The organism is Sporolactobacillus shoreicorticis (assembly GCF_024125445.1).
Taxonomy (GTDB): Bacteria; Bacillota; Bacilli; order Bacillales; family Sporolactobacillaceae; genus Sporolactobacillus; species Sporolactobacillus shoreicorticis.
Map to the genome: position 1 here is coordinate 1 of NZ_JAMXWM010000032.1, position 20,740 is coordinate 20,740.

Here is a 20,740-nt window from a genome sequence, read left to right on the forward strand (position 1 = left end):
ACTCATTACGGAGAACCATATCATAAGTAAATGAGGTTTTTGAACGAATTGAAGTATAGCTAAAAATCTTGAATAGTGTTAAGAAAGTGCGTGTTTACAGATCGTGGTGTTATCTATTTACCTCTTACTTTCTCCATATAGCTCCGTCATTGCAAAATTGAATCATCCGACCAAGGAGAACGGGTATGAATCCATTGAAATGTGGCTGCTCATCACGGCTGTGATGATAACGATAAGCGGTTTTACAGCTAATACGGCTAAAGCTCAATCAAATGAAAAAATTCGCAAGATTGAACGGTTTGTTGAAGAGCAAAAAAACAAAAGTAAAATTCCGGGAATAGCGTTAGTTATTGTTGAGCGGGGAAAAGTAGTTTATCAAAAAGGATTTGGGTATGCTGATGTGAAGAAGAAATCCCCTGTCACCGCCCATACATTATTTGAGATTGGATCAACGACAAAGGCATTTACGGGTCTGGCCATTTTGCAATTGGAAAAAGAGGGACTGCTTAAGCGATCTGAGGATGTTCGAAAGTATATTCCTTGGCTGAAGTTAAAATATAAGGGCAAGCAGCAGAAGATTACTTTAAATCAACTGCTTCATCATACCAGTGGAATTGCTTCCAGCTCGATTACTCAAATTCCTGAAAGTCAGGCATCTAACGCTCTTGAGTTAACCGTCAAAACGTTGCTGAACCAGCCGTTGGATCGAAAGCCGGGCAGCTCGTTTGAATACGCGACCATCAACTATGATGTATTAGGGCGAGTTATTGAAGTCATCACAAAGCAACCCTACGATGTATATGTGAAACGGCAGGTATTAGAGCAAGCCGGTATGAACGAATCAAAAGTTGGGCTTCATCAGCATTCACTTTTTGAGATGGCATCCGGATATAAAATAGGATTTATGCGGGCGCAGGCGTACACACCGCCCGTTTATAGAGGAAATGTGCCAGCCGGATACGTGATCAGCAATGCGACCGATCTGGCAAAGTGGCTGAACCTGCAGCTGGGAAGAAGCTCAGGTCATGGGATCGACAAACAGATTATTCAGGAATCACACATTCCGGATCAAACCGTGAAACCCTTCGATAAGGACACATATTATGCCGGTGGATGGGATGTGATGAGAAAAAAAGGGGAAAAATATATAGCCCATTCCGGAAATAACCCGACATTCAGCTCTTATCTCATTATACGGCCGGATGATCAATTGGGAGTGGCTATTCTATCCAACATGAATTCGGATAGTACGTCTTACATCGGCAAAGGCGTGATGGATCTGTGGCAAGGAAGCAATGTTACCCATCATTATTCGGATAGCTATCAGATGCTGGATCAGATCGTAACCTTCTTGACTGTTGCTATTGGTTGTTTCAGCATGCTCTTTCTTCTACTCTCATTCAAAATCATGAGAAAACTGGTTAGAAAACAACGAATGGGCGTAACATTAAGCACAAAGAGGCTTTCGCTATTGATCATCCATACGTTGATTGTTGTGGCCATCTTCGTCATGATTCTTTTTCCGAAGCTTTTATCTAAGTGGATGTCCCGGGATTTTATCAACGTATGGGGGCCAACATCAATCACGGTACTTTTTTACAGCATTACAGTGGCAAGTATCCTTTATTATGGTCTTGGTTTGTTACTCATTTTTACAGCGAAAAAGAAATTGGATTCGGCCGTTTAACTTATTAAATGTCAAGTTAATTTTCTAAAGTATACGAGCATCGATAACGGGTGATAAAAATGGTTAAGCATGTCCATAAAAACAAAAAAAGACAAAGAATCCTGATAATAGGGCTGATCATTATGTCGATGACAGTGGTTGTGGTGCTTGGCCTACTATGGAATAAATATTTAAATAAAAACACTTTTCTTCAAAGATTTGAAGCTTCACAGAATCAAGATGTGTATTTATTGGGAACGTTTCATGAAACCCATTTTAATAAATGGGTGAATTATTCTATGGAAGATGTTTTAAGTGTTGTTGAGAATGTTCGGCCGGACGTGGTTTTATTGAGGCGAGAGAACGATTTTTTAACGATTACGGCGTGGTAGACGGACCTGTAGATATGGCTGTCGTTTACAGTTACTGCATAGAAAACAATATTCCAGTAAAAATGATAGATTGGTGGATCGTGGATAATCAATATCAGTCAGGCAAGACGGATGAGAAACGCGACGATATGCTATTTAAGAACATCAATAAACAACTGGCAGAACTGAAAGACGGTGCGAGAGTATTAGTGGTGTGCGGGGCCGGTCATTTTTATGAACAAGCTTCACGGTTTTCACGTGCCGGATTTAAAGATCAAAAAATGGAACATAAATCGGCCTATTTTGACAACAGCGGCAAAACCTTTGACTATCCCGATCGTGTGGAGAGCGTATGGAAGCAGCGGGCGTATTTTTATGCGTATACGTATCCGAAAATCATAGAGCAGGATGATACATTAAACGATGATATAAAAGCGGAATTCATCAATGGGGATCATGACGCATTTTATAAACAACAACTAAAGTATTGTGATCTTTTCTCAAAGAACAAACTGTTTGAGTAAAGTGGATCGACCACATAAAGGAGCGCGCATCACAATGACCGACTTTATGCATTGGAACCGAATCCACAGAAAGTGAAATCGAAATGTTCATCTGAAAAAAGAAAAAAACGGATCATCATTCACCTTGTTTTTTGGCTGCTACTGAAGAAATAGGATCCGCGTATTTTTTAGATTCATACCGCGCTGTTGATTCAAAAAAGGAATAAAGCTTTATATGTTTTCCTCAAATATCTGGTAAGTAGGGGCACCTTCACATTGATTGGGTATCCGTTTCCCAGCAAAAATGAAACTGTTGGTGCTACATCAACTTGCCAGATGGCGCGATCAGTTGTAAATTCATGTTTGGCTCTTTCTCCAGTCGCGATAAATAGGGGCGTGACTGGGGTGCTGAAATAAGCCTTTGACCGTGGTCAACCCATTCCCAGACGATTAACTCCTTCATTAACCGTAAAAAAGATGTCGCTGCATTCGAGTCCGTTTGCGCCTGGGACAGAGTCGATGTTGTAGGTTACCGCATTCAAATTTTCAGAGGGTTAATGCAAGTAACAGGTAATTCCACGTGTCCCGGGGTATGTGCCGGTAGTCAGAGTTGTCCAGCATGGCGGGGTAATGGTCGGGTGAGCGACTAGCATGCTCAGATCCCGACGTGAAGCTCTGTGCTCAAAAAACATTTAATATTTGGATGCTCCTTCATCCAATAAGCGTTGTGTTGTCGCTGAATTCGTACCGTCAATGCTTAAAACAATCAATTTCTGGGTTTTCGCATCTCAAACTCAGATTTTTCGCCAGGCAGTGATTCAGGCGAAACGTACAACATGCCAAAGTTCTGCCAAAACGGGTGCAGGTGACGGCCTGTCACAGGGACAAAGGTCCAGTAAGACAACAAGTCCTTTAAAGCGAAACAAGGATAGGCGGTCAGTCCACTGGTTGGTGACACTGATACATGTTCCCGTTAATTGAATTGATTGCCATGTCACTGAACGGGAATGCAGCAAGTTCGGTGATACCCAATTCACAGAACTTGTTCTGCCAGCGGAAAAGTTCCTCTGTGAATATCAAAATCGGAACAACATCGCTTCCGGGCAGTCATATGCCTAAAAGGCGATGTTGTTCTGTTTGCATTAAAAATGTAATTAGATCCGTTCATAAATTGAAGGGCCAATGAATAAAAAACATGCGTTAATCGTTTAATCTGTGCGATGAGATTAACGCGTTCGGCGAAGTGGTGTCGGAAATTGATATTCCTGTCTATGATTTGACCATTTTTAGCATGAAAAAGAACGTAACTTCATTAGAAAAACTATGGAGTTCATATGAGAGCTATTATGATTTTAAAAGAGCAAATGAAAATGTTGACGTCGGAATTAGAATTAGAGAGTGAAGATGCAAAGAAAAACCGCCTGAATGATTAATGTGTTTTTAACTGGGGATGTCCACAAAATATAAGTTATTGTCCGAAATCAGCATCTTTCTGTATTGAAACACAAAAAGAACATATATTATTATCTTGAAAAAGAGTCTTGGGTACCCTTTATGGATATCCAAGACTCTTTTATTTTAGGAAAGTGGATGAAAGGCTTTATGATCAATTCTTATAGACAAAGGGTAGTATCTCTAGAAAATGAATCTATAGGTGCGAAGCGTGTAAGTCGTGAATGCTTCATTGTTGTTACACTGGACACCAAGAATCAGCCAACTCCAATGAACTTCTGCCAGATCGGCAGTTTAAACGCCTCGATGGTTTATTCTTGTGAAGTTTTTAAAACCGCGATTCTTATCTAATGCATCCTCAAGGAGTTATTGATCCAAGTCAAGAAGATAAAGATAAAACAAGGTATTTTGTTTTACCCATTAGTGTTGAGCATTTTTATGACAAATGATTTCCTTTGCTATTTTTATCTATAGTTTGGTTCAAACTAATATAACGTTCTCGGTATTGTGACGGTGAAATCCCATAATGTTTTTTAAAAGCCATTGAAAAGTAATAAACATTTTGATAACCAACGTCAGTAGCAATTTTGCTAATCTGAGCTGATGTTGATAGGAGACGTTTGACTGCTTCCTCTAAACGATATTTTGTTAGAAAGAGGTTTGGAGTAAGGCCAAACCTCTTTTTCATGCTTAAAACAACGGAATTAGGATGAACATGGAATATTTTACCTAATTTTTCATTGGTTATTTTTTCATCATAGTGATCACGGAGATAGCGCTGGATTTTAGTAGCTAATATTGAAGTTGAAGATTTAGCTGGATTTTGAATTTGAACATGTTGTAAAAGGTCAATGAAGAGTTGCTGAGCCTGCCAAAAACCTACTGTATTTTGAGTTTTACTGCTGGAAAATATTTTCTTAATCGTTGAAAATATCGCATCGCTATCGGGAATTTTTGTATGTTTATTTAGGAATAACGTTACGTCAGGCGTGTAATAGTGAAGCGAAGGAACATTAATAACGGATTTAATATGCTTTGGCTCTTTCGTTTGGATGTAGTCACCAGTAACCGCAAAATGGATCCAATAGTATTCTGTCGTTTCGTCCATGGCCTTCCAGGAATAATGATGGTGTTTGGGTTGAAGAATAAACATATCTCCAGGACAAACTGTGTATTTTTGCTCATCTTCAGCTATATATAATTTACCTCTCAGCATAAACATCATGACAAAAAATTGAAAATAATTTCGGTTGGGATGTCGTTCCCCCGGATTAAATATGATGTGACCGCCTTGAACATATGTCGGTAAAGGCAGACAGGAAATTGATAAATACTGACCAGACATTGAGGCTTCACCTTCTGAAAAGGAAATTTATTGTAACCGCTTTATTAATTAATATAAATTAGCCTTGTAATAGTATAAAAATAAGCCGGATCAAAAAGATTAAACAAAGAAAATAATATAAACTTCTAGTAAAAAACGGCAAAAAACCTTGGTTTTAATGATATTATGCACTCATTATATCAATACGTGAAGTAGATAACAATTATGTTGTTTATTATAAAAAAATAGTGGATTTATAGATTTTAAAAGTGTGTAAATACTGTATTCTTATTTATGTAGGCGGTTACAAAAATGAATGAATTATTTAGACTGAAAAAAATAGGAGGGATATAAATTAAAATGAAACCGATACCATTTTGTAATGCCAAATATTTACCGAATTCAACTTTGAAAGAAAAATTTGAGCGAAACATTAATTGGATGCTTTCCCTTACTCCGGATCAATTATTGTACAATTATCGAAAAAATGCGGGATTGGATACCAAAGGGGCAATCCCTCTAACTGTTTGGGAATCTCCAGACTTTTTCTTTAGAGGTCATTTTACAGGTCACTATTTATCCGGTGCTTCCAAGAGTTACGTTGAGTTAACAAATTCGGCCCCTGACAATTCCAAGGCTATAGAACTTAAAAACCGGGTGGACATTATTGTTGAGGGTTTGAAAGAATGCCAAGAGAAATTCGACACCTTTGAGAAATTTTCCGGCTATTTGGCTGCTGAACCTTCCAAACGCTTTGATAATGTCGAGAATCTTAGATTCAATGGCAACCACTATGTTCCCTATTACGCAATCCAAAAGTTAATGGATGGATTGATGGACGCATACGAGTACCTCGGAAACACGATCGCGTTACAGTTGGTTGAAAATCTAACAGGATACGTTGAAAAACGAATGGAGCGGTTAACCCCGGAACAAATTAACGCTATGATCGATACGCGTTGGTATCAAGGCATTGGTCATTATATTTTCCATCAAGAGTTTGGTGCCATGCATCGAACACTGTTGAGATTATACAAAATGACAAAAAAACAAGATATTTTTAATTTTGCGAAAAAATTTGATCGTGAATGGTTCAGAAACATGCTGATTGACAATGATGACAAATTGGGCTATTACTCATGCCACTCCAATACTGAATTAGTTTGTGCTGAAGGGATGCTCGAACATTACCATGTAACAGGGGATGAAAAGTACAAGCAGGGTGTCGTTAACTTCATGAATTGGATGCACAGCGGTCACGAACTACCAACTAAAGGGATCTCGGGACGTTCCGCTTATCCGGCACCTGCTGATTACGGATCCGAATTATTTGATTATCCGGAAATGTTTTTTAAGCATCTTTCCAAATTAAATGGAGAAAGTTGCTGCAGTCACGATTTGAATTACTTAAGTTCACAATTATTTGCGGATACCAAAAATGTAACGTTGATGGATGACTACGAAATTCGCTTCATCAACGCGATTATGGCGCAACAAAATAATGATAGCGCGATCGCAGAATATCTATACAACTTGAGTGTTAGCCCTAATTCTGTCAAGCATTTTGAACGCGGTGGTTTCTGGTGCTGTGTAGGCAGTGGCACTGAACGGCATGCAACACTTGTTGACGGAATTTATTATAAAGACGACAAGAATATTTATGTGGCCCAATATTTTGATTCGATTCTTGATTTAAAGGATGACGGAATTACAATTACTCAGGATTCTCACTATCCCGAGAACCATTTTGCTCACATCACTGTGGAGTCACAAAAAAATAAAGCGTTCACCGTTTATGTCAGAGTTCCAAAGTGGAGTGCTAACACAGAGATCCTAGTTGAGGGCCAACCTGTTTATGTTACCCCTGTAAATGGTTTTGTTGCCTTAACTCACGAATGGGGCAAAAAAAATGAAATCAGAATTAATTTTAATTTTGAATTGCGTTACCAAGTTCTTGCTGATCGTTTCAATCGAATTGCTATTTACTATGGACCAATCCTGTTAGCAGCCCAAACGAAGGACCTTTCTGCTTCAAATAAATCTGCTAAGGATTATTTGAAAGATCTTGAAAAAATTGAGGGTAAAAACCAGTTCCGTTTGAAAGAAACCGATATCATCTTCAAGTCACTTCCAGAGATTCCAGGCGAAATCCCTTACAACGTTTTCGTTAAGGTCTCAGAAGAGCCAATTGTAAAGGCAATCGATACTCAAAATGACGGTGCTGAGTTAGATCATCAATGGACGTTGGCTGTGGAACCTGAAAAAAAGAATTATTTAAAGATTACTTACGATGTAGTGGATGATGATAGTTACAGTTTCCAGATTGAAAACGATGATAAGGTTCTGTTCACACAAACCATCACAAAGGAAGAGTGGCCTGAGGATTCCTATTATATTTATCCATTGCCGCTCGATGTCACTCAGAATCGTACAAAGATCAACATTAAAATTAAGCCACTCGACTATGAAGGCCTCAACTTTGATAGCGCAAATGTAAATAAGATTGAAGTGTTGGTTGCCCAATAAACAATAAGACGTGAGTAACCCACAGCTTATTAAGTAAGCTTTAGTTCGGGCGTGATCGTCAGGAGGTACATTAAATGAAATCTGATTTTCTCGAAATTCTGCAAAACGAACACGGAGCAATTACCAAGTTCCAGTTAAATTCTGATCCAAGCAACATGAATTGGGTAATCGATCCTGATTATCTTGATGAGTTGGGGTATCAAGACCTTGATAAACTTTTTGGTGAGTTCACTATCACAATCAACGGGAAAAAATATTTCAGCATTAATGAGAAGCCAAATCTAATCGGTAATGAGACGGAAAGCACGGCTACTTTTACTATTAATGATTTGAAATTAATCCAAAAATTTACCTTGGTTGATGAATCTTTAAAATGGAACTTCACTGTTAGAAATGACAGCTCAGAGGATATTACCATTAATAACCTCGGTCTTTGGATCAGTCTGGCCTATGTCATGTTCAGGGATAAAAACGTTGAACGCAATGCCAACCAATCAGTTGCCGTATTTCCACATATTTCCGATAACTACATGAAATTGGCAGCAATCAGAAGGGACAACACGAATCCTAATCTCGGGGTCTATCAGACCAAGGGAAAGGTCTTGTCGGTCGGAACCTTTAACGAATATACAAATCGTTTTTTTGAAAATGTCTCCCCCTCGCTGGACGGAATGTTGTTTCATGAAATTATCCTGGCTGGCGGCTATGACGACGATAGACGGCCGCATCATGACTGGATTTATTCACAGGAAAAATTGACTGTTCAATCCGGTGAAACGAAAGAATGGAGTTTCTTTCTTAAACCGTTCACTGATAAAAAGAATTTCTATGAAGTGGCCATGAATTATGGACATCCGAGATTTGCTTTTGAACCGATGATTTCACAGGGTCAAGACCAAATTTTCACTATCAGGACTGCAGATGGTCAAGAATTAAAACGCGCTGTCGTTCGTTACAAGTCCGGCAATGATTTGATTGAACAGGACCTTACGGATCAACTTAAGGGCGGCCGGTTAATTTATCAACCAGAAAGTCTTGGCGAACACCAGGTGATTTTGAAATTTGCCGATGGAACCCGCGATATGGGAGTTTTTAATGTCATGAGTTCGACCAATCAATTACTGAGAAACCGGGCGGATTATATCTCTAATCATTCTTATGCTGGTAAGGACGGCAAAGTGCCATACAGTTTTGGACCGGTTTCCAATCAGGGTGAATCAATTGGTAAAATGACGTTTCTTCTGCAGGCTTGTTTATTGGACGGCAAGATTAGCGATCCGGCAGGAAAAATTGCTCAGGTTGAAGAGAGCGCCGTTAAGTATGTCCGGCCCAAGTGGTTTGTTGACGGCGATTTTAAGCAACCTCGTAAATTGTACGGTGACTTTTACCGGGTCATGGATCTCGAATACATTGCGCATATGTTCTACCTGCTGTCTCAATGTCCTGCTTCAACGCTTAACCTTAATTCACCAAAAGTCTATCTGTCATGGGCTGCGCAGGTTTTCGATGTTCGGGTAAACCCCGATCTTCATGAGGATGAACGTGGTAAAACGGAAGCCCAGATGCTGGGCACTTACTTCCTTTACATTGAAGACTTGCTGGCTGATCTTAAAAAAAATGGGTTGGTCAAAGAGTATGCGGAGATTTTTAAATCCTGGAAGTCCGTTACAGACCGAATGGCCGCAAGCAGCGACACCCTTCAGGCTGCGATGACAGAACATTTCTTTGACAATGCCGGCTTTGGTCCCGCGGCGAGTGCGCTTGCCTTAACAAAAAATGTAAAGGCTGCTAGGACGTATGGCGAACTGCTTAAAGCGAACATTGGGTTCAGTAACGATTTCCGTTCGCAAAGTCCGGATCGTTGGTGGGAAGCCTTATCCTATATGATCCATTCTTTATGGGGCGGTGTTACTGCTGCGGCAGCCCAGATTACCGGTGAGCAGCTTGCTGATCCTGAACTGGTTGAGGCCGCGTACAGAGCCACTGGCGCCATCCTTTACATGTATGATTCGAATGCCACGGCCACAAATCGGATGTTAGCGCCTGGTGAAGCAGCCTCGACCTACAGTATTGCAGGTCCTAACCTGAATCGGCCTGATTTATCAAGAAACCGGTTTGGACAGTCGATCTTTGCTTCTGACGGCGGTATCTTCACCCGCTTGTTCCCGAATGGCTACACCGGTGAGGATGATTGGGATATGGGGGAAGAGCTTGTGGCCTATCTCAATGGCTTTGGTCAAACGACTTATATCTATGCGGATAAAGATGCGGTCCTGACCGCCGTAAATGGCCGAGTCAAAAAATTATCGAACGGTCGTTATGAAATCGAGAGCTTTGCTCCTTACTTGAGTAAATACATTTATTTGGATACTCAGGAATCGTTTGAAACCAATCAAAAAAAAGTAATTTTTAATCCCGCCAATAAAAGGTTTGACTAACTTTTCGCCCTTTTAAGGAGGTGATGGGAATTTAACGGGTTTTCAACAAAAAATTTAACAGATAGGGGATATTAAAATGGAGAAGGTTTCTGCAGTCAATAATGCTGCCGATGCAAGTGCTAAATTGCCAGTTTCGGAGAAAATTTCCTATTCATTCACGGATATGGCCGGTAACTTGCTGTACGTGACAATTTCTAGTTATATTTTGTATTTTTACACTGATGTGTTCTCAATTTCAGTTGCTGGTGCTGGATTAATTCTCTTGGTTGCTCGTTTTGTTGACGCGTTGAGTGCGCCCATTTGGGGATCTATTGTTGACCATACCCATTCAAAATGGGGGCAAAGCCGCCCTTACTTTTTATGGTTGGCCATTCCGTTCGCGATTGCTACTTTTCTAGCCTTCACGGCGCCGAATTTGCATGGCACTGCGAAATTGTTCTACGCAGGATTCACTTATATTTTAGCAGCCGGAGTCATCTATACGGGTATTCAGACCCCAATTACTGCTATTTTGCCAAGTATGACGAGTGATGCAAGTGAACGTATCAGTGCCAACACATACCGAATGGTCGGTGGTGCAATTGGTGCCTTTATCACAAGTACTTTCTGTTTACCATTAGTTGCTTTATTAGGTCAAGGAAACGACAAAAATGGATTCATGTGGACCATGCTGATCTTTGGTATTGTGGCAGTTATCTTACTTTTCACGGCATTCAAAAATATTAAGGAACGGACTGTAGCAGTTGCCAAACCAATTCCTTTTAAGGATAGCTTGAAAGCCACTGTTGGCAACTCTCCGTGGTACTTATTGGTTGTCTCATTTGCTATTTACTGGATTGCCCAATCGACCCGTAATGGTATTTCTGTTTACTACGCAAAGTATAACTTGGGTAACGAACAATTGACCTCCGTATTTAATGGTCTTCAAATTCTCGGTATTATTGCAACAATTTCTGTTCCTTTTGTTGTCAAGACCACTAATAAGACTGCTGCCATGCTCATTGGTCTGACAATTGGTGCTATTGGTCAGGCGATGATGGCTTTTGTCGGTAACAACTTTGCCCTTGTCATCACTGCATGGATCATCGGTATTCTAGGTGCTTCCCTAGCCATTGCCATGCCGTTCGCCATGCTGGCTGATACCGTTGATTATGGTGAGTGGAAGACCGGCATCCGTGCTTCAGGATTTTTAACGGCGGTTGGTTCGGCATTCTGTATTCAACTGGGTTCTGGATTCGGCAGCTATATTCCATCGAAAATCATGGCGGCTGCCGGATTCGTTGCTAATGCCAATCAAAGCGCCGCCGCACTGAATTCGATTAAGTTCTGTTTCATTTGGCTGCCCATCATCATTTATGCTATCGTTGCCTTTATCATGCTGTTCTATTTCAAGTATGAAAAAATGGAGCCACAGATTAAAGCAGAACTTGCAGAACGTCACGAGAATTAAAAATCTAATTGGGATATGCTGCATCAACCCTATTCAACGGGGTCTTGCAGGAGCAGCCTTTTGTTAAGGCTGTCCTAATTTTGCCTTTAAATGTAAGCGCAACCATAGTCTGCTATTGGTAATGATGAACGGGATGATTGCATCCTAATAAACGGGCACTTGACGCTCGCAGATTGGCTAAAAGCCGAATTTTAGCTGTTTCGTCCACAAATCAAATCTATGATTCATTGATAGTTTTACGTTCAGCTGACGTTTCCTAGCCGGAACGGCTTTAAACGAATCAAAACTGAGCCGCTCGTTCCTATCCTGCAGTTTCTATTTTATTCACCAGTGTTGGAACAGTATAGTAATACAAGGAAGAAACGCGAGGGGGAAACACATTGAACAAACTGTTGAAACCACCATTAGCAGTGGCAGTCGCTGGTTTAGTATTATTGAATCCTGCTGCTACCGGTGTTGCTGCATCTAATCAGAAAATATTAGAAACGGGTGACAACAATACCAGCCTTGCTTCACATCAGTATGCTCTTAAGTCTGATTACTTCAAAATAAATATTGATGAGAATACCGGCGGCGTATTCCAGCTATCTAATCCCAGCGATAGCTACGGCACAAACTACGTAATGAATCCCGATAATCGACCACAGTTCAACATCAATGATTCCCGCTGGGTCGGAGATATGGTTTTCAATGTGAAGAAGGCGTCCGGATCTGCCACCAGTATAACGACGTCGCTTTCCGATGATTCTCGGAAGGTAAGTACGACTGATGATGGCGACGTCCGAGTGTCTTACAATGGCAATTCCGGCAATGTCAACGGAATCAAGGGATTCGCACTGACTGAAACCTATTCATTAGCCGGGTCGAATAGTAACCAGTTTAATTGGACGATCAATATCAAAAATACATCGGCGGAACCGCTTGAATTCCAGGATATTGGCTTTCCTCTACTCATGAACTCTTGGTGGGACGGCGGTAATCAGACCGGTATCTATGAGCAAAATGTTGCCCGTCATTCATTTGTTGCCGAGGATGGTTCCTATATCTACTGGCAGCGGCCAAATGGGGTCGGTCCGTATTTGGTGATGATCCCACAGAATGGTACCTCTCTCGAATTTAAAGACAAAGCGCGGACTGGTGAGGGGCCATTCGGTGAGAAAGATCCTTCATGGGAAGGCGTGGTCGAATATTACATTCATTCCAATAACGTTGCGCCTGCACGCACGAGCCAAAATAAAGCGGGCGCATACTTGCCCTCAACGTCGTTAACCCTTCCTGCCGGGAAAGAAAAGACGTATCGTTTCCAATTCCGGTGGGCAAAGAACTATAGTGATCTCCGGAACATTCTCTACGACGCTGGTATCGTTGATACTGTCTCCTACCCGGGCATGGTCATTCCAAATGACCAGAAAGCCACACTTGCAGTACGGGCAAAAGGCGGAATTAACAGGGTTGTCGGTGAACGTGAACAGGGCAAGAAGATTAAAGTCAAAAGGAAAGGCAAGCGCAACGGTTATCAAATCTACGAGCTCACGTTTACGACGCCCGGTGTTAACTACATCACCGTAGATTACGGGAAAGGGAAAAAGTCCGTCTTGCAGTATTACTCGACTAAGCCAATTGAAAAACTGATCGAGGCAAATACCCAATTCATTGTTAACAACCAGCAGTCAAGAAATACAGACCGTGGGTACGAGGGGGCATTCTTACAGTGGGATATGTCGCAGAAGAGACAAGTAACTCGTCAAGATTACCCCAAGATATCCAATTTGAATTGGATGACAGGCGGCTCGGATGATCTTGGATTATCGCCTGCGGTATTCCTTTCTGAGAAGAATGTAGAAGAGCCTGACCAAAAACAGATTGACTCGCTCGATTATTATCTAAAACACTTTATTTGGAGCTATCTGCAGACACAAACAGATGCATCCGGAAATCGCACGTATAGGGTATACCACTGGTATGATGGCACGGATGGCTCTGCGCCCCGCACGAATGATGGCCTAGCGACGTGGCGCGTCATGAACTATCCGCATGTATGGAATACGTACTACAATATGTATCGAATTGCAGAGAAGTATCCTCAGATCAAGACGGAGCTAAGTGCCGACCAGTATCTTATGAAAGCATACAACACAATGGAAGCATATTTCCTGCATCCGAATGTGGGCACGCTTGATGACGCATCGCGCAAAATGGGTTCAATGGGTGAGATGACAATGCCGGATATAGTCAGTGCACTCAAAAAGGAGGGGCATACCGCACAGGCAGATGAAATTGAAGCTCACATCAGGGCAAAAGCCATGTCGATGCTTTCGCGCCAATACCCCTTTTCATCTGAGATGAGCATTGACACCACGGCATTTGAGACCGTGTACACGCTTGCTAAGAAATATGGTGACGATACTATGGCAGATAAGGTTACGAAAGCCTCGTTGTCTGCTCGTGGCATGCAGCCGTTGTGGTATTTTTATGGATCGGATAACCGGCATATGGGCGAGTCGTGGTGGAACCTGGGCTATGAAACCCAACTTGGTGCATGGCAGCAACAGGATTATTTGTACAACTATGTGTCCACGAATGACAAAGAATTTGATGAGATCATGCGCTCCACGTACGGTGCCTATCTGGCAGGATGGGCGAATATTAACGTTGGGCAGATCAGCAGCGACCCGGCCAATTATGGAGCGGCTTCGTGGATTTATCAAAGTGAAAAGGGGGCAGGTGAAGGCGCTTGGGGTTTTATGCCAATGCTTAATGGTTGGTGGGCATTCTCCGGTGAATCCGCTCTTGGTTTCTGGGGTGGCTTAAAGACGGCCTCGGTCGATGTCGTCAATGACAGAATCATAGGTCTGTATGCGTATGGCGGTAATGTGCGTGTTGGAAAAGGTGTATATGTAATCACACCGAAGGACGGCGTACGCACACGTCTCGTTCTCTACAACAAGAATAAATTCGCTGTTGAACTTGACAAGGCAAAGTATACCAAAACAGTTATCTCCAAAAATTTGAAAGACATCCGAATTGATCTTGAGGACGTGATGGGTGGAAAGTATTCCCCGGAAATTACGCTTCGCAACCTACCCGTTGGTAAGTATGACGTTTTCGCAGGCAACCGAAAAGTTAAAGAAATAACTGCCAATGGTCAAAAAATGACATTATCGTTAAAAAAACTGTCTGGTGATACAGTTATTGAAATTAAAGCAGTCAGGTAATCATGGCCTATCTTTCACATCTTTAAAAGTTGAAAGAGCGAGCATTAAAAGCATAAAAGACAGTGAGCGGTCTTGCCTGCAAAAGAAAATTTACTGCGTTCATGAATGAAATCAAAACGTAATGCCGGAAAAGAACAGAATAGAATAAAGCAATAATGAAACAGAGGGTGTCTCAAAAATCTATTGATTATGAGACACCCTTTAAAACGCCCGTTTTAGGATTAGCGCGGAAGGGGAGAGACCTTTACGGAGCGCTCCTGTTGATGCGAGCAACCAGAGCACAGTATAGCTCGATACTGGATAGGTTACACTTAATTGGACGATCGGTTAAGGTCATGTACACTTGGGTTCAACGCTACCAAGGGAGACCGGAAAAATGAAACGGGAACGGAGAAGCTTCTCAAAAGAGTTTAAGGAACAGATTGTCAGTTTACATGCTTCAGGAAAACCGAGACATGAAATCGTCAAAGAGTACGATCTCACGCCATCAGCCTTTGATAAATGGATTCGTCAACATGAAACCAGTGGTTCCTTCAAAGAGAAAGATAATCGAACACCTGAACAAGAAGAACTTATTCATCTAAGAAAAGAAAATCAACAACTAAGGATGGAAAATGACATTTTAAAACAGGCAGCGCTATCATGGGACGAAAGTAGATGTGATTCGTCAGAACCGGCACAAATACTCGGTATCAGCAATGTGCGATGTCCTACAACTTTCTCGCAGTACCTACTATTACGAAGCTAAATTTCGTGAAAACCGGCAGGCCGAGCAGGAATTGATACGCCAAGCGGTTCAAATTTTTAAAGCGAGCCGATCAATTTATAGACAGCGAAAGATCAAAAAAGAATTGGGGAAGCAAGGAAAACAGGTTTCAAGACGACGAATTGGATGAATTATCCGCCAACAAGGCCTAATTTTAAAATACACCATCGCTCAGTTTAAGCCGCATAAGACGAGCTGTAATGAGTCTCCTATTGGAAATACGTTGAATCGTCAATTCCGCCAGGAGGAAGAACTGAAAGTGGTTGTCGGTGACCTGACTTATGTTTGCGTGCAGCAAAAGTGGCATTATATCTGCGTACTCGTTGACTTGTATAATCGTGAAATTATCGGCTACAGCTCTGGCCCCAATAAAGATGCTCAGCTGGTCTATCGTGCCTTCTCCACCGTCAAAAGCGACTTAAATCGCCTCGAATTATTCCATACTGATCGAGGGAATGAGTTTAAAAATAAGTTCCCTGATGATGCATTGGAAGCGTTTCAAATCAAACAATCATTGAGTCACAAAGGCACTCCTTACGATAATGCCGCCCGCGAGGCGACATTTAAGACAATCAAAACAGAGTTTATTAGCAGACGTGTTTTCCCTAACCAACACGTTCTTGATCTTGAATTATTTGATTATGTCCATTGGTTCAATAATCTTCGCATCCATGGATCACTAGACTATCTAACACCGATTGAATACAAGTTACAACACCTTTAAAAATTTGTTTGATTTAGTGTTGACATACCAGGTCAGTTAGATGATACGTTTTTGTACAAAACAATGATACCGGGTGATAAACATAGTTAAGCGTATCTGTAAAAACAAAAAGAGAAGGATCGTAACCCGGAGACAACACGTCTTAGGTCCCTGTCGTTTCGATGCGCATACTTTTAGTTCGAGGATCTGCTGAGTATAATAAACCTGTTCAGAGCGATCATACCTTTTTGATGGTCATGGGGCTCCTGTAATCTGAATGATGTCACCAATGCAAATCAGTTTTTTCGGGTCTTAAACGAAAAATGTTGACACAGTGTCACCACCTGCGATATGATAATTGCGTGAGTGACACCGTGTCACTTTTTTGAAGGGGGGGACTATATTGCCAAGTGATACATTTAATCATTTAAATTCAGCAAAGAAATCGATCATTTTTAGTGCCCTAGTGCAGGAATTTTCTCAGCATCCGATTTCTGAAGCGCAGGTCGCTCGTATTATTAAATCGGCCGGCATTTCTCGTGGTGCTTTTTACAAGTATTTTGACGACATGATTGACAGTTATCAGTATGTTTATCGGGAAGTTTTAAGTGGAATTCATGGGGGGTTAATTGAAGAACTGTACAAGAATCCCCAAGATACGCTGCTTGCTTTTTATAAGTATACAGCGGATTTTACCCGTCAGTTGGCAGAATCCGATTATCGCGATTTTTATGCATTGCATTGGCAGATTAATCAATATTATTTGAAACGTAGGAATCAATCCGATGATAATTTTAATCGCTTTTTGCCCCAAATGAATTTGACGATCGGTCGGTTAACAATCAGTGATCAGCAAAAAGTGGTGCCTATTGTGGAATTTCTGATGAATGTCAGCCATCATACTATCCAGAATGTGTTGGCCGGCCAAGAGGTCGAAGCGAGTCTGGCAAAGTTTAACGTGTTGATAACAGTTATTAAAGATGGCTTGGTTAAGGGGGAAAACCATGTATCTGGCGATTAAAGAAATGAAACACGCTAAGTTACGCTATAGTCTGATTATGTTTATGATTGTCTTAATCAGTTACTTAATTTTTGTATTAACCGGATTGGCCTATGGATTGTCTGAGTCAAACCGACAGGCTATTGATTCTTGGCAGGCTGATGCCATTGTTTTAAATAGTGACGCGGACAGTCATTTAAGTCAATCTGTGATTACAAAAAATCAACTTGCTAAATTAAAGTCTGACGACAGGTTGGCTCAATTAGGTGAATTGGGTGTTACAGCCAGAGATCCAAAGGGGCATAAAAAGGTTTCGTCTGAGCTTCTGGGAATTTCTAAAAATCAATTTATCTATCAGCAGCTTACAACGATTAGCGGGCGCAAATTTAATAGCCAACATGAAGCTGTCGTTGATAAAAGTATGTATGACAGTGGTTACCGGCTTGGCGACGAAATTTACCTAAGCAGTGATTCACCGGCTTATAAAATTGTAGGTTTTACCAAGGATGCTAAATTAAGTGTTGCCCCTGTGATTTATACGTCTTTGTCCGATTGGCGCGACATTAAGTTTGGTGCCACAAGTGATGGACAGGTGAGTGCGGTTCTCCTCAAAAAAAATCAGCTTAACCAAAAGGCGGACGATCTGGATCAATTGACTACGGAAGAATTTATCAATAAACTGCCAGGGTATCGTGCACAAAACCTTACTTTTGGGTTTATGATTGCCTTCCTTATGTTGATCACGTTAATCATTATCGCTATTTTTCTGTACATTTTAACCATGCAGAAGCTGCCCTACTTTGCCGTCCTAAAAGCGCAGGGGATTTCTACGAAGTATTTAGTGAAAAATACAGTTGGGCAGTCCATTTTAGTGACGGTCTCAGGCGTCTTAGTTGGCGGCGGGATAACCGTTCTTACCGCGATCGGGTTGCCTCCGGCTGTGCCCATCACGTTCAATTATCCGTTGCTTGCTGGTGCTGCTTGTCTCCTCGTTGTCATGTCCGTCATTGGTGCCCTGATTCCGGCAAGAACAATTGTCAAAGTTGACCCTGTGTCCATGATTGGAGGTAATTAAATGCACGCCATTGAGATGAAGCATATTATTAAGTCTTTTGGTAAAGGAATCGGCAAGGTCAGTGCCTTGAATGATATTAATTTTCATGCCGACTATGGACAATTGATCGCTATTGTTGGTCCATCAGGATCCGGTAAAAGTACCTTTCTGGCGATTGCCGGTGGTCTGTTAACCCCAAGCTCCGGTGAAATGATGATTGAAAACCAAACCTACCACAATAGTTCGGCGAAGGATCGTGAGCAAGTCCGGCTAAATAAAATTGGCTTTATTCTACAGTCCTATAATTTAATTCCCTATTTAACGGTGGAAGAACAGTTTCGATTAGTTGACAAGGTTAAAAGGACCCCTAATTTAAATCCCGAACACGTGCAGCAGATTGAAAAACAGTTAGGCATTGATGATTTGCGAAAAAAGTATCCGGATGAATTATCCGGCGGTCAAAGGCAGCGGGTTGCAGTTGCGCGTGCCTTATATGCCGATCCAAAAGTTATTTTGGCCGATGAACCCACGGCTTCACTGGATTCAGACCGCGCGTTTGAAGTGATGCGTCTCTTTAAAGAGTTAGCACATACAACAAATAAAGCCATCATTGTCGTGACGCATGATCGCCGATTGGCTCAGTTTACGGATCAAATTTATGAGATTACGGACGGCCGTATTCAGCAGCTGGAAAGTGCGTAAACACAGTTAAAGGAGAGGCAAGAAGGGGTATAGGAATCATCTACTCGATATAAACAAGCAGGCGTTTAAATAAATTTACATGTGCAATGGACATCATTGTACAATTAGGCTAGATGACTCATTGGTTTTATCAGAATTTGAAAATATGCACTTAGGTTGCAGGAACAAACCCAGTGATGCTGCCGGACGTCGAGGTGGCTCATTTATTAGTGTAATCTATCTTTTTTTCATATTGATTAAATGACTTTTTAATTGATCCATCATAGGTGCTGTAATTCCGGCTTCAGGCTTTTATGACATAGATGCCGGACGAAAAGTATCTCTATATCTTATCTTTCCAGGAATTACAATTTGAGTGATCCAATTTTTGGAGCTTTTTTTTGTTAACGTTACTGCATGCAAAATGGCAGCATAGCCCAATTCGGCTTTTGGAATCCAAATACTTGAAGGGGCTGGTGTAAGAAAAGACACAAATTCCATGTCATCAAAACTCACCAACATAATTTGCTTTCCAGGAACTATACCGTGCTTGGCTAGACTCTTCATTACCCCTACTAGAAGTAGCGAATCGGATGTAACAATAATTGCACTTAACACGTTACCATAATCATTTATCAAGCTATCTGTAGCCTTCATAGCAGCGTTATTCGACCACTCGGTTTTTTTGAACAGTTCTTTTTTACCATGTGTCTTCGTCCATGCTTTATATGCTTTGACACGCGGATCCTCAATTACATTTCCAACTGTTCCATCCATATGGATTTCTCTTCGATTGCCACTAATAATGGCAATTTCTTTATCCGTGTATGCGCTCATCTTATCCAGAGTTTCAATGGTTAATTTTTTGAAGTTCGGATCAACCGTGTCAACGAGCCCATCATAGTCGACTCCGCCGTCAATGACGACAAGGTTTGTGTTCACTTCTTTTAAACTTTTAATGACATTTAATGAAACTGTTCCAATGATGAGTACAGCATCATAGTTAGCAACCTGCTTTGGATCAATGCCATTATGCATATCAATCACTTTTTCAATCGAAATATTTTCAGCTTTGGCGGCCTGATAAATGCCTAATCTAACAAAACGCCAATACTCGTCTTTTGTTTCTTCTTCAATAGTGTGAGTAGTTAGCAAGGCAAAGTGTAAAAGAGGAGGCGTCATACGTTTGTCTTCTTTATTCTTTTTCACAAAATGTTGGTAGCCAAGGTTCTTAGCAATTTGTTGAACCTTTATTCTGGTTTCTTCGGATACATTTTTCTGCTGGGTGGGATTCAATGCCCGAGAGACTGTACCAGGAGAGACCTTTGCTAACTTTGAAATATCTCTGATTGTAGGCATTAAACTTCCCCCTTTCATTTAATTACACATTATCATAATTAGCGTTCATCAACAATTTTTACTTTAGTAACAGCAGTCAATGGGTTTTGGATTAAATGTTTAATTAAACAAATTCATATTTAATTAAACAACAGTTGACATCGTTTAAATATCCGGTTACATTTAATATTGTAAACGGTTACGATAAGAGCTGTAATCGAATACTAATTTATTTCAAGGAGGTTTCGTTACA

At 41.1% G+C, this 20,740-nt stretch carries 14 protein-coding genes and 1 pseudogene; 12 read left to right on the forward strand and 3 right to left on the reverse strand.

Translation table 11 applies throughout. The features are described 5' to 3' along the window. The first annotated feature begins 103 nt into the window (after positions 1–103). From NIE88_RS19035 to NIE88_RS19045, 3 genes are all read left to right on the forward strand, one after another. The gene (locus NIE88_RS19035) at positions 104–1,687 is read left to right on the forward strand and encodes a serine hydrolase domain-containing protein (protein ID WP_253064785.1); all 1,584 of its coding nucleotides are present in this window, start codon (positions 104–106) and stop codon (positions 1,685–1,687) included. 122 nt (positions 1,688–1,809) lie between these two features. After that, positions 1,810–2,058 (forward strand): hypothetical protein, encoded by a 249-nt coding sequence (locus NIE88_RS19040; protein ID WP_253064787.1) that lies wholly within the window; start codon positions 1,810–1,812, stop codon positions 2,056–2,058. Positions 2,059–2,138: 80 nt separating this feature from the next. Beyond that, positions 2,139–2,561, forward strand: a complete 423-nt coding sequence (locus tag NIE88_RS19045) for a hypothetical protein (protein WP_253064789.1) — start codon at positions 2,139–2,141, stop codon at positions 2,559–2,561. 533 nt (positions 2,562–3,094) lie between these two features. Here NIE88_RS19045 and NIE88_RS22890 read toward each other — a convergent pair. Continuing rightward, positions 3,095–3,232 (reverse strand): alkaline phosphatase family protein, encoded by a 138-nt coding sequence (locus NIE88_RS22890; protein ID WP_373689462.1) that lies wholly within the window; start codon positions 3,230–3,232, stop codon positions 3,095–3,097. Between the two features lie 910 nt (positions 3,233–4,142). Here NIE88_RS22890 and NIE88_RS22500 point away from each other — a divergent pair. After that, positions 4,143–4,343: a JAB domain-containing protein gene (locus tag NIE88_RS22500; protein ID WP_309247060.1), complete on the forward strand. Its 201-nt coding sequence runs from the start codon at positions 4,143–4,145 to the stop codon at positions 4,341–4,343. Between the two features lie 85 nt (positions 4,344–4,428). Here the strand turns inward: NIE88_RS22500 and NIE88_RS19055 are convergent, their stop codons facing one another. Then, positions 4,429–5,337, reverse strand: coding sequence for a helix-turn-helix domain-containing protein (locus NIE88_RS19055; protein WP_253064791.1), 909 nt, complete (start codon positions 5,335–5,337; stop codon positions 4,429–4,431). A 339-nt stretch (positions 5,338–5,676) separates the two neighbouring features. On the opposite strand from NIE88_RS19055, the gene NIE88_RS19060 reads away from it, so the two are divergent. The 8 genes and pseudogenes from NIE88_RS19060 (at position 5,677) to NIE88_RS19095 (ending at position 19,170) form a co-directional block, all read left to right on the forward strand. Next, positions 5,677–7,842: a beta-L-arabinofuranosidase domain-containing protein gene (locus NIE88_RS19060; protein WP_253064800.1), complete on the forward strand. Its 2,166-nt coding sequence runs from the start codon at positions 5,677–5,679 to the stop codon at positions 7,840–7,842. A gap of 74 nt (positions 7,843–7,916) precedes the next feature. Beyond that, on the forward strand, positions 7,917–10,280 hold the full coding sequence (locus NIE88_RS19065) for a hypothetical protein (protein ID WP_253064802.1): 2,364 nt from the start codon (positions 7,917–7,919) through the stop codon (positions 10,278–10,280). Positions 10,281–10,356: 76 nt separating this feature from the next. Further along, the gene (locus NIE88_RS19070) at positions 10,357–11,730 is read left to right on the forward strand and encodes a glycoside-pentoside-hexuronide (GPH):cation symporter (RefSeq protein ID WP_253064804.1); all 1,374 of its coding nucleotides are present in this window, start codon (positions 10,357–10,359) and stop codon (positions 11,728–11,730) included. 380 nt (positions 11,731–12,110) lie between these two features. Further along, positions 12,111–14,945, forward strand: coding sequence for a DUF5695 domain-containing protein (locus NIE88_RS19075; RefSeq protein ID WP_253064806.1), 2,835 nt, complete (start codon positions 12,111–12,113; stop codon positions 14,943–14,945). Positions 14,946–15,321: 376 nt separating this feature from the next. Next, positions 15,322–16,435, forward strand: a pseudogene (locus tag NIE88_RS19080) (IS3 family transposase). A 382-nt stretch (positions 16,436–16,817) separates the two neighbouring features. Further along, complete coding sequence (locus tag NIE88_RS19085) at positions 16,818–17,435, forward strand: TetR/AcrR family transcriptional regulator (RefSeq protein ID WP_253064808.1); 618 nt, start codon at positions 16,818–16,820, stop codon at positions 17,433–17,435. After that, a complete protein-coding gene (locus tag NIE88_RS19090; protein WP_253064810.1) occupies positions 17,419–18,489 on the forward strand; it encodes an ABC transporter permease in 1,071 nt (356 codons plus the stop codon). The genes NIE88_RS19085 and NIE88_RS19090 overlap by 17 nt, the downstream gene beginning before the upstream one ends. Continuing rightward, entirely contained in the window at positions 18,490–19,170 is a 681-nt protein-coding gene (locus NIE88_RS19095) for an ABC transporter ATP-binding protein (protein WP_253064812.1), read from the forward strand. A 291-nt stretch (positions 19,171–19,461) separates the two neighbouring features. Here the strand turns inward: NIE88_RS19095 and NIE88_RS19100 are convergent, their stop codons facing one another. Then, on the reverse strand, positions 19,462–20,508 hold the full coding sequence (locus NIE88_RS19100) for a LacI family DNA-binding transcriptional regulator (protein ID WP_253064814.1): 1,047 nt from the start codon (positions 20,506–20,508) through the stop codon (positions 19,462–19,464). Positions 20,509–20,740: the final 232 nt, after the last annotated feature.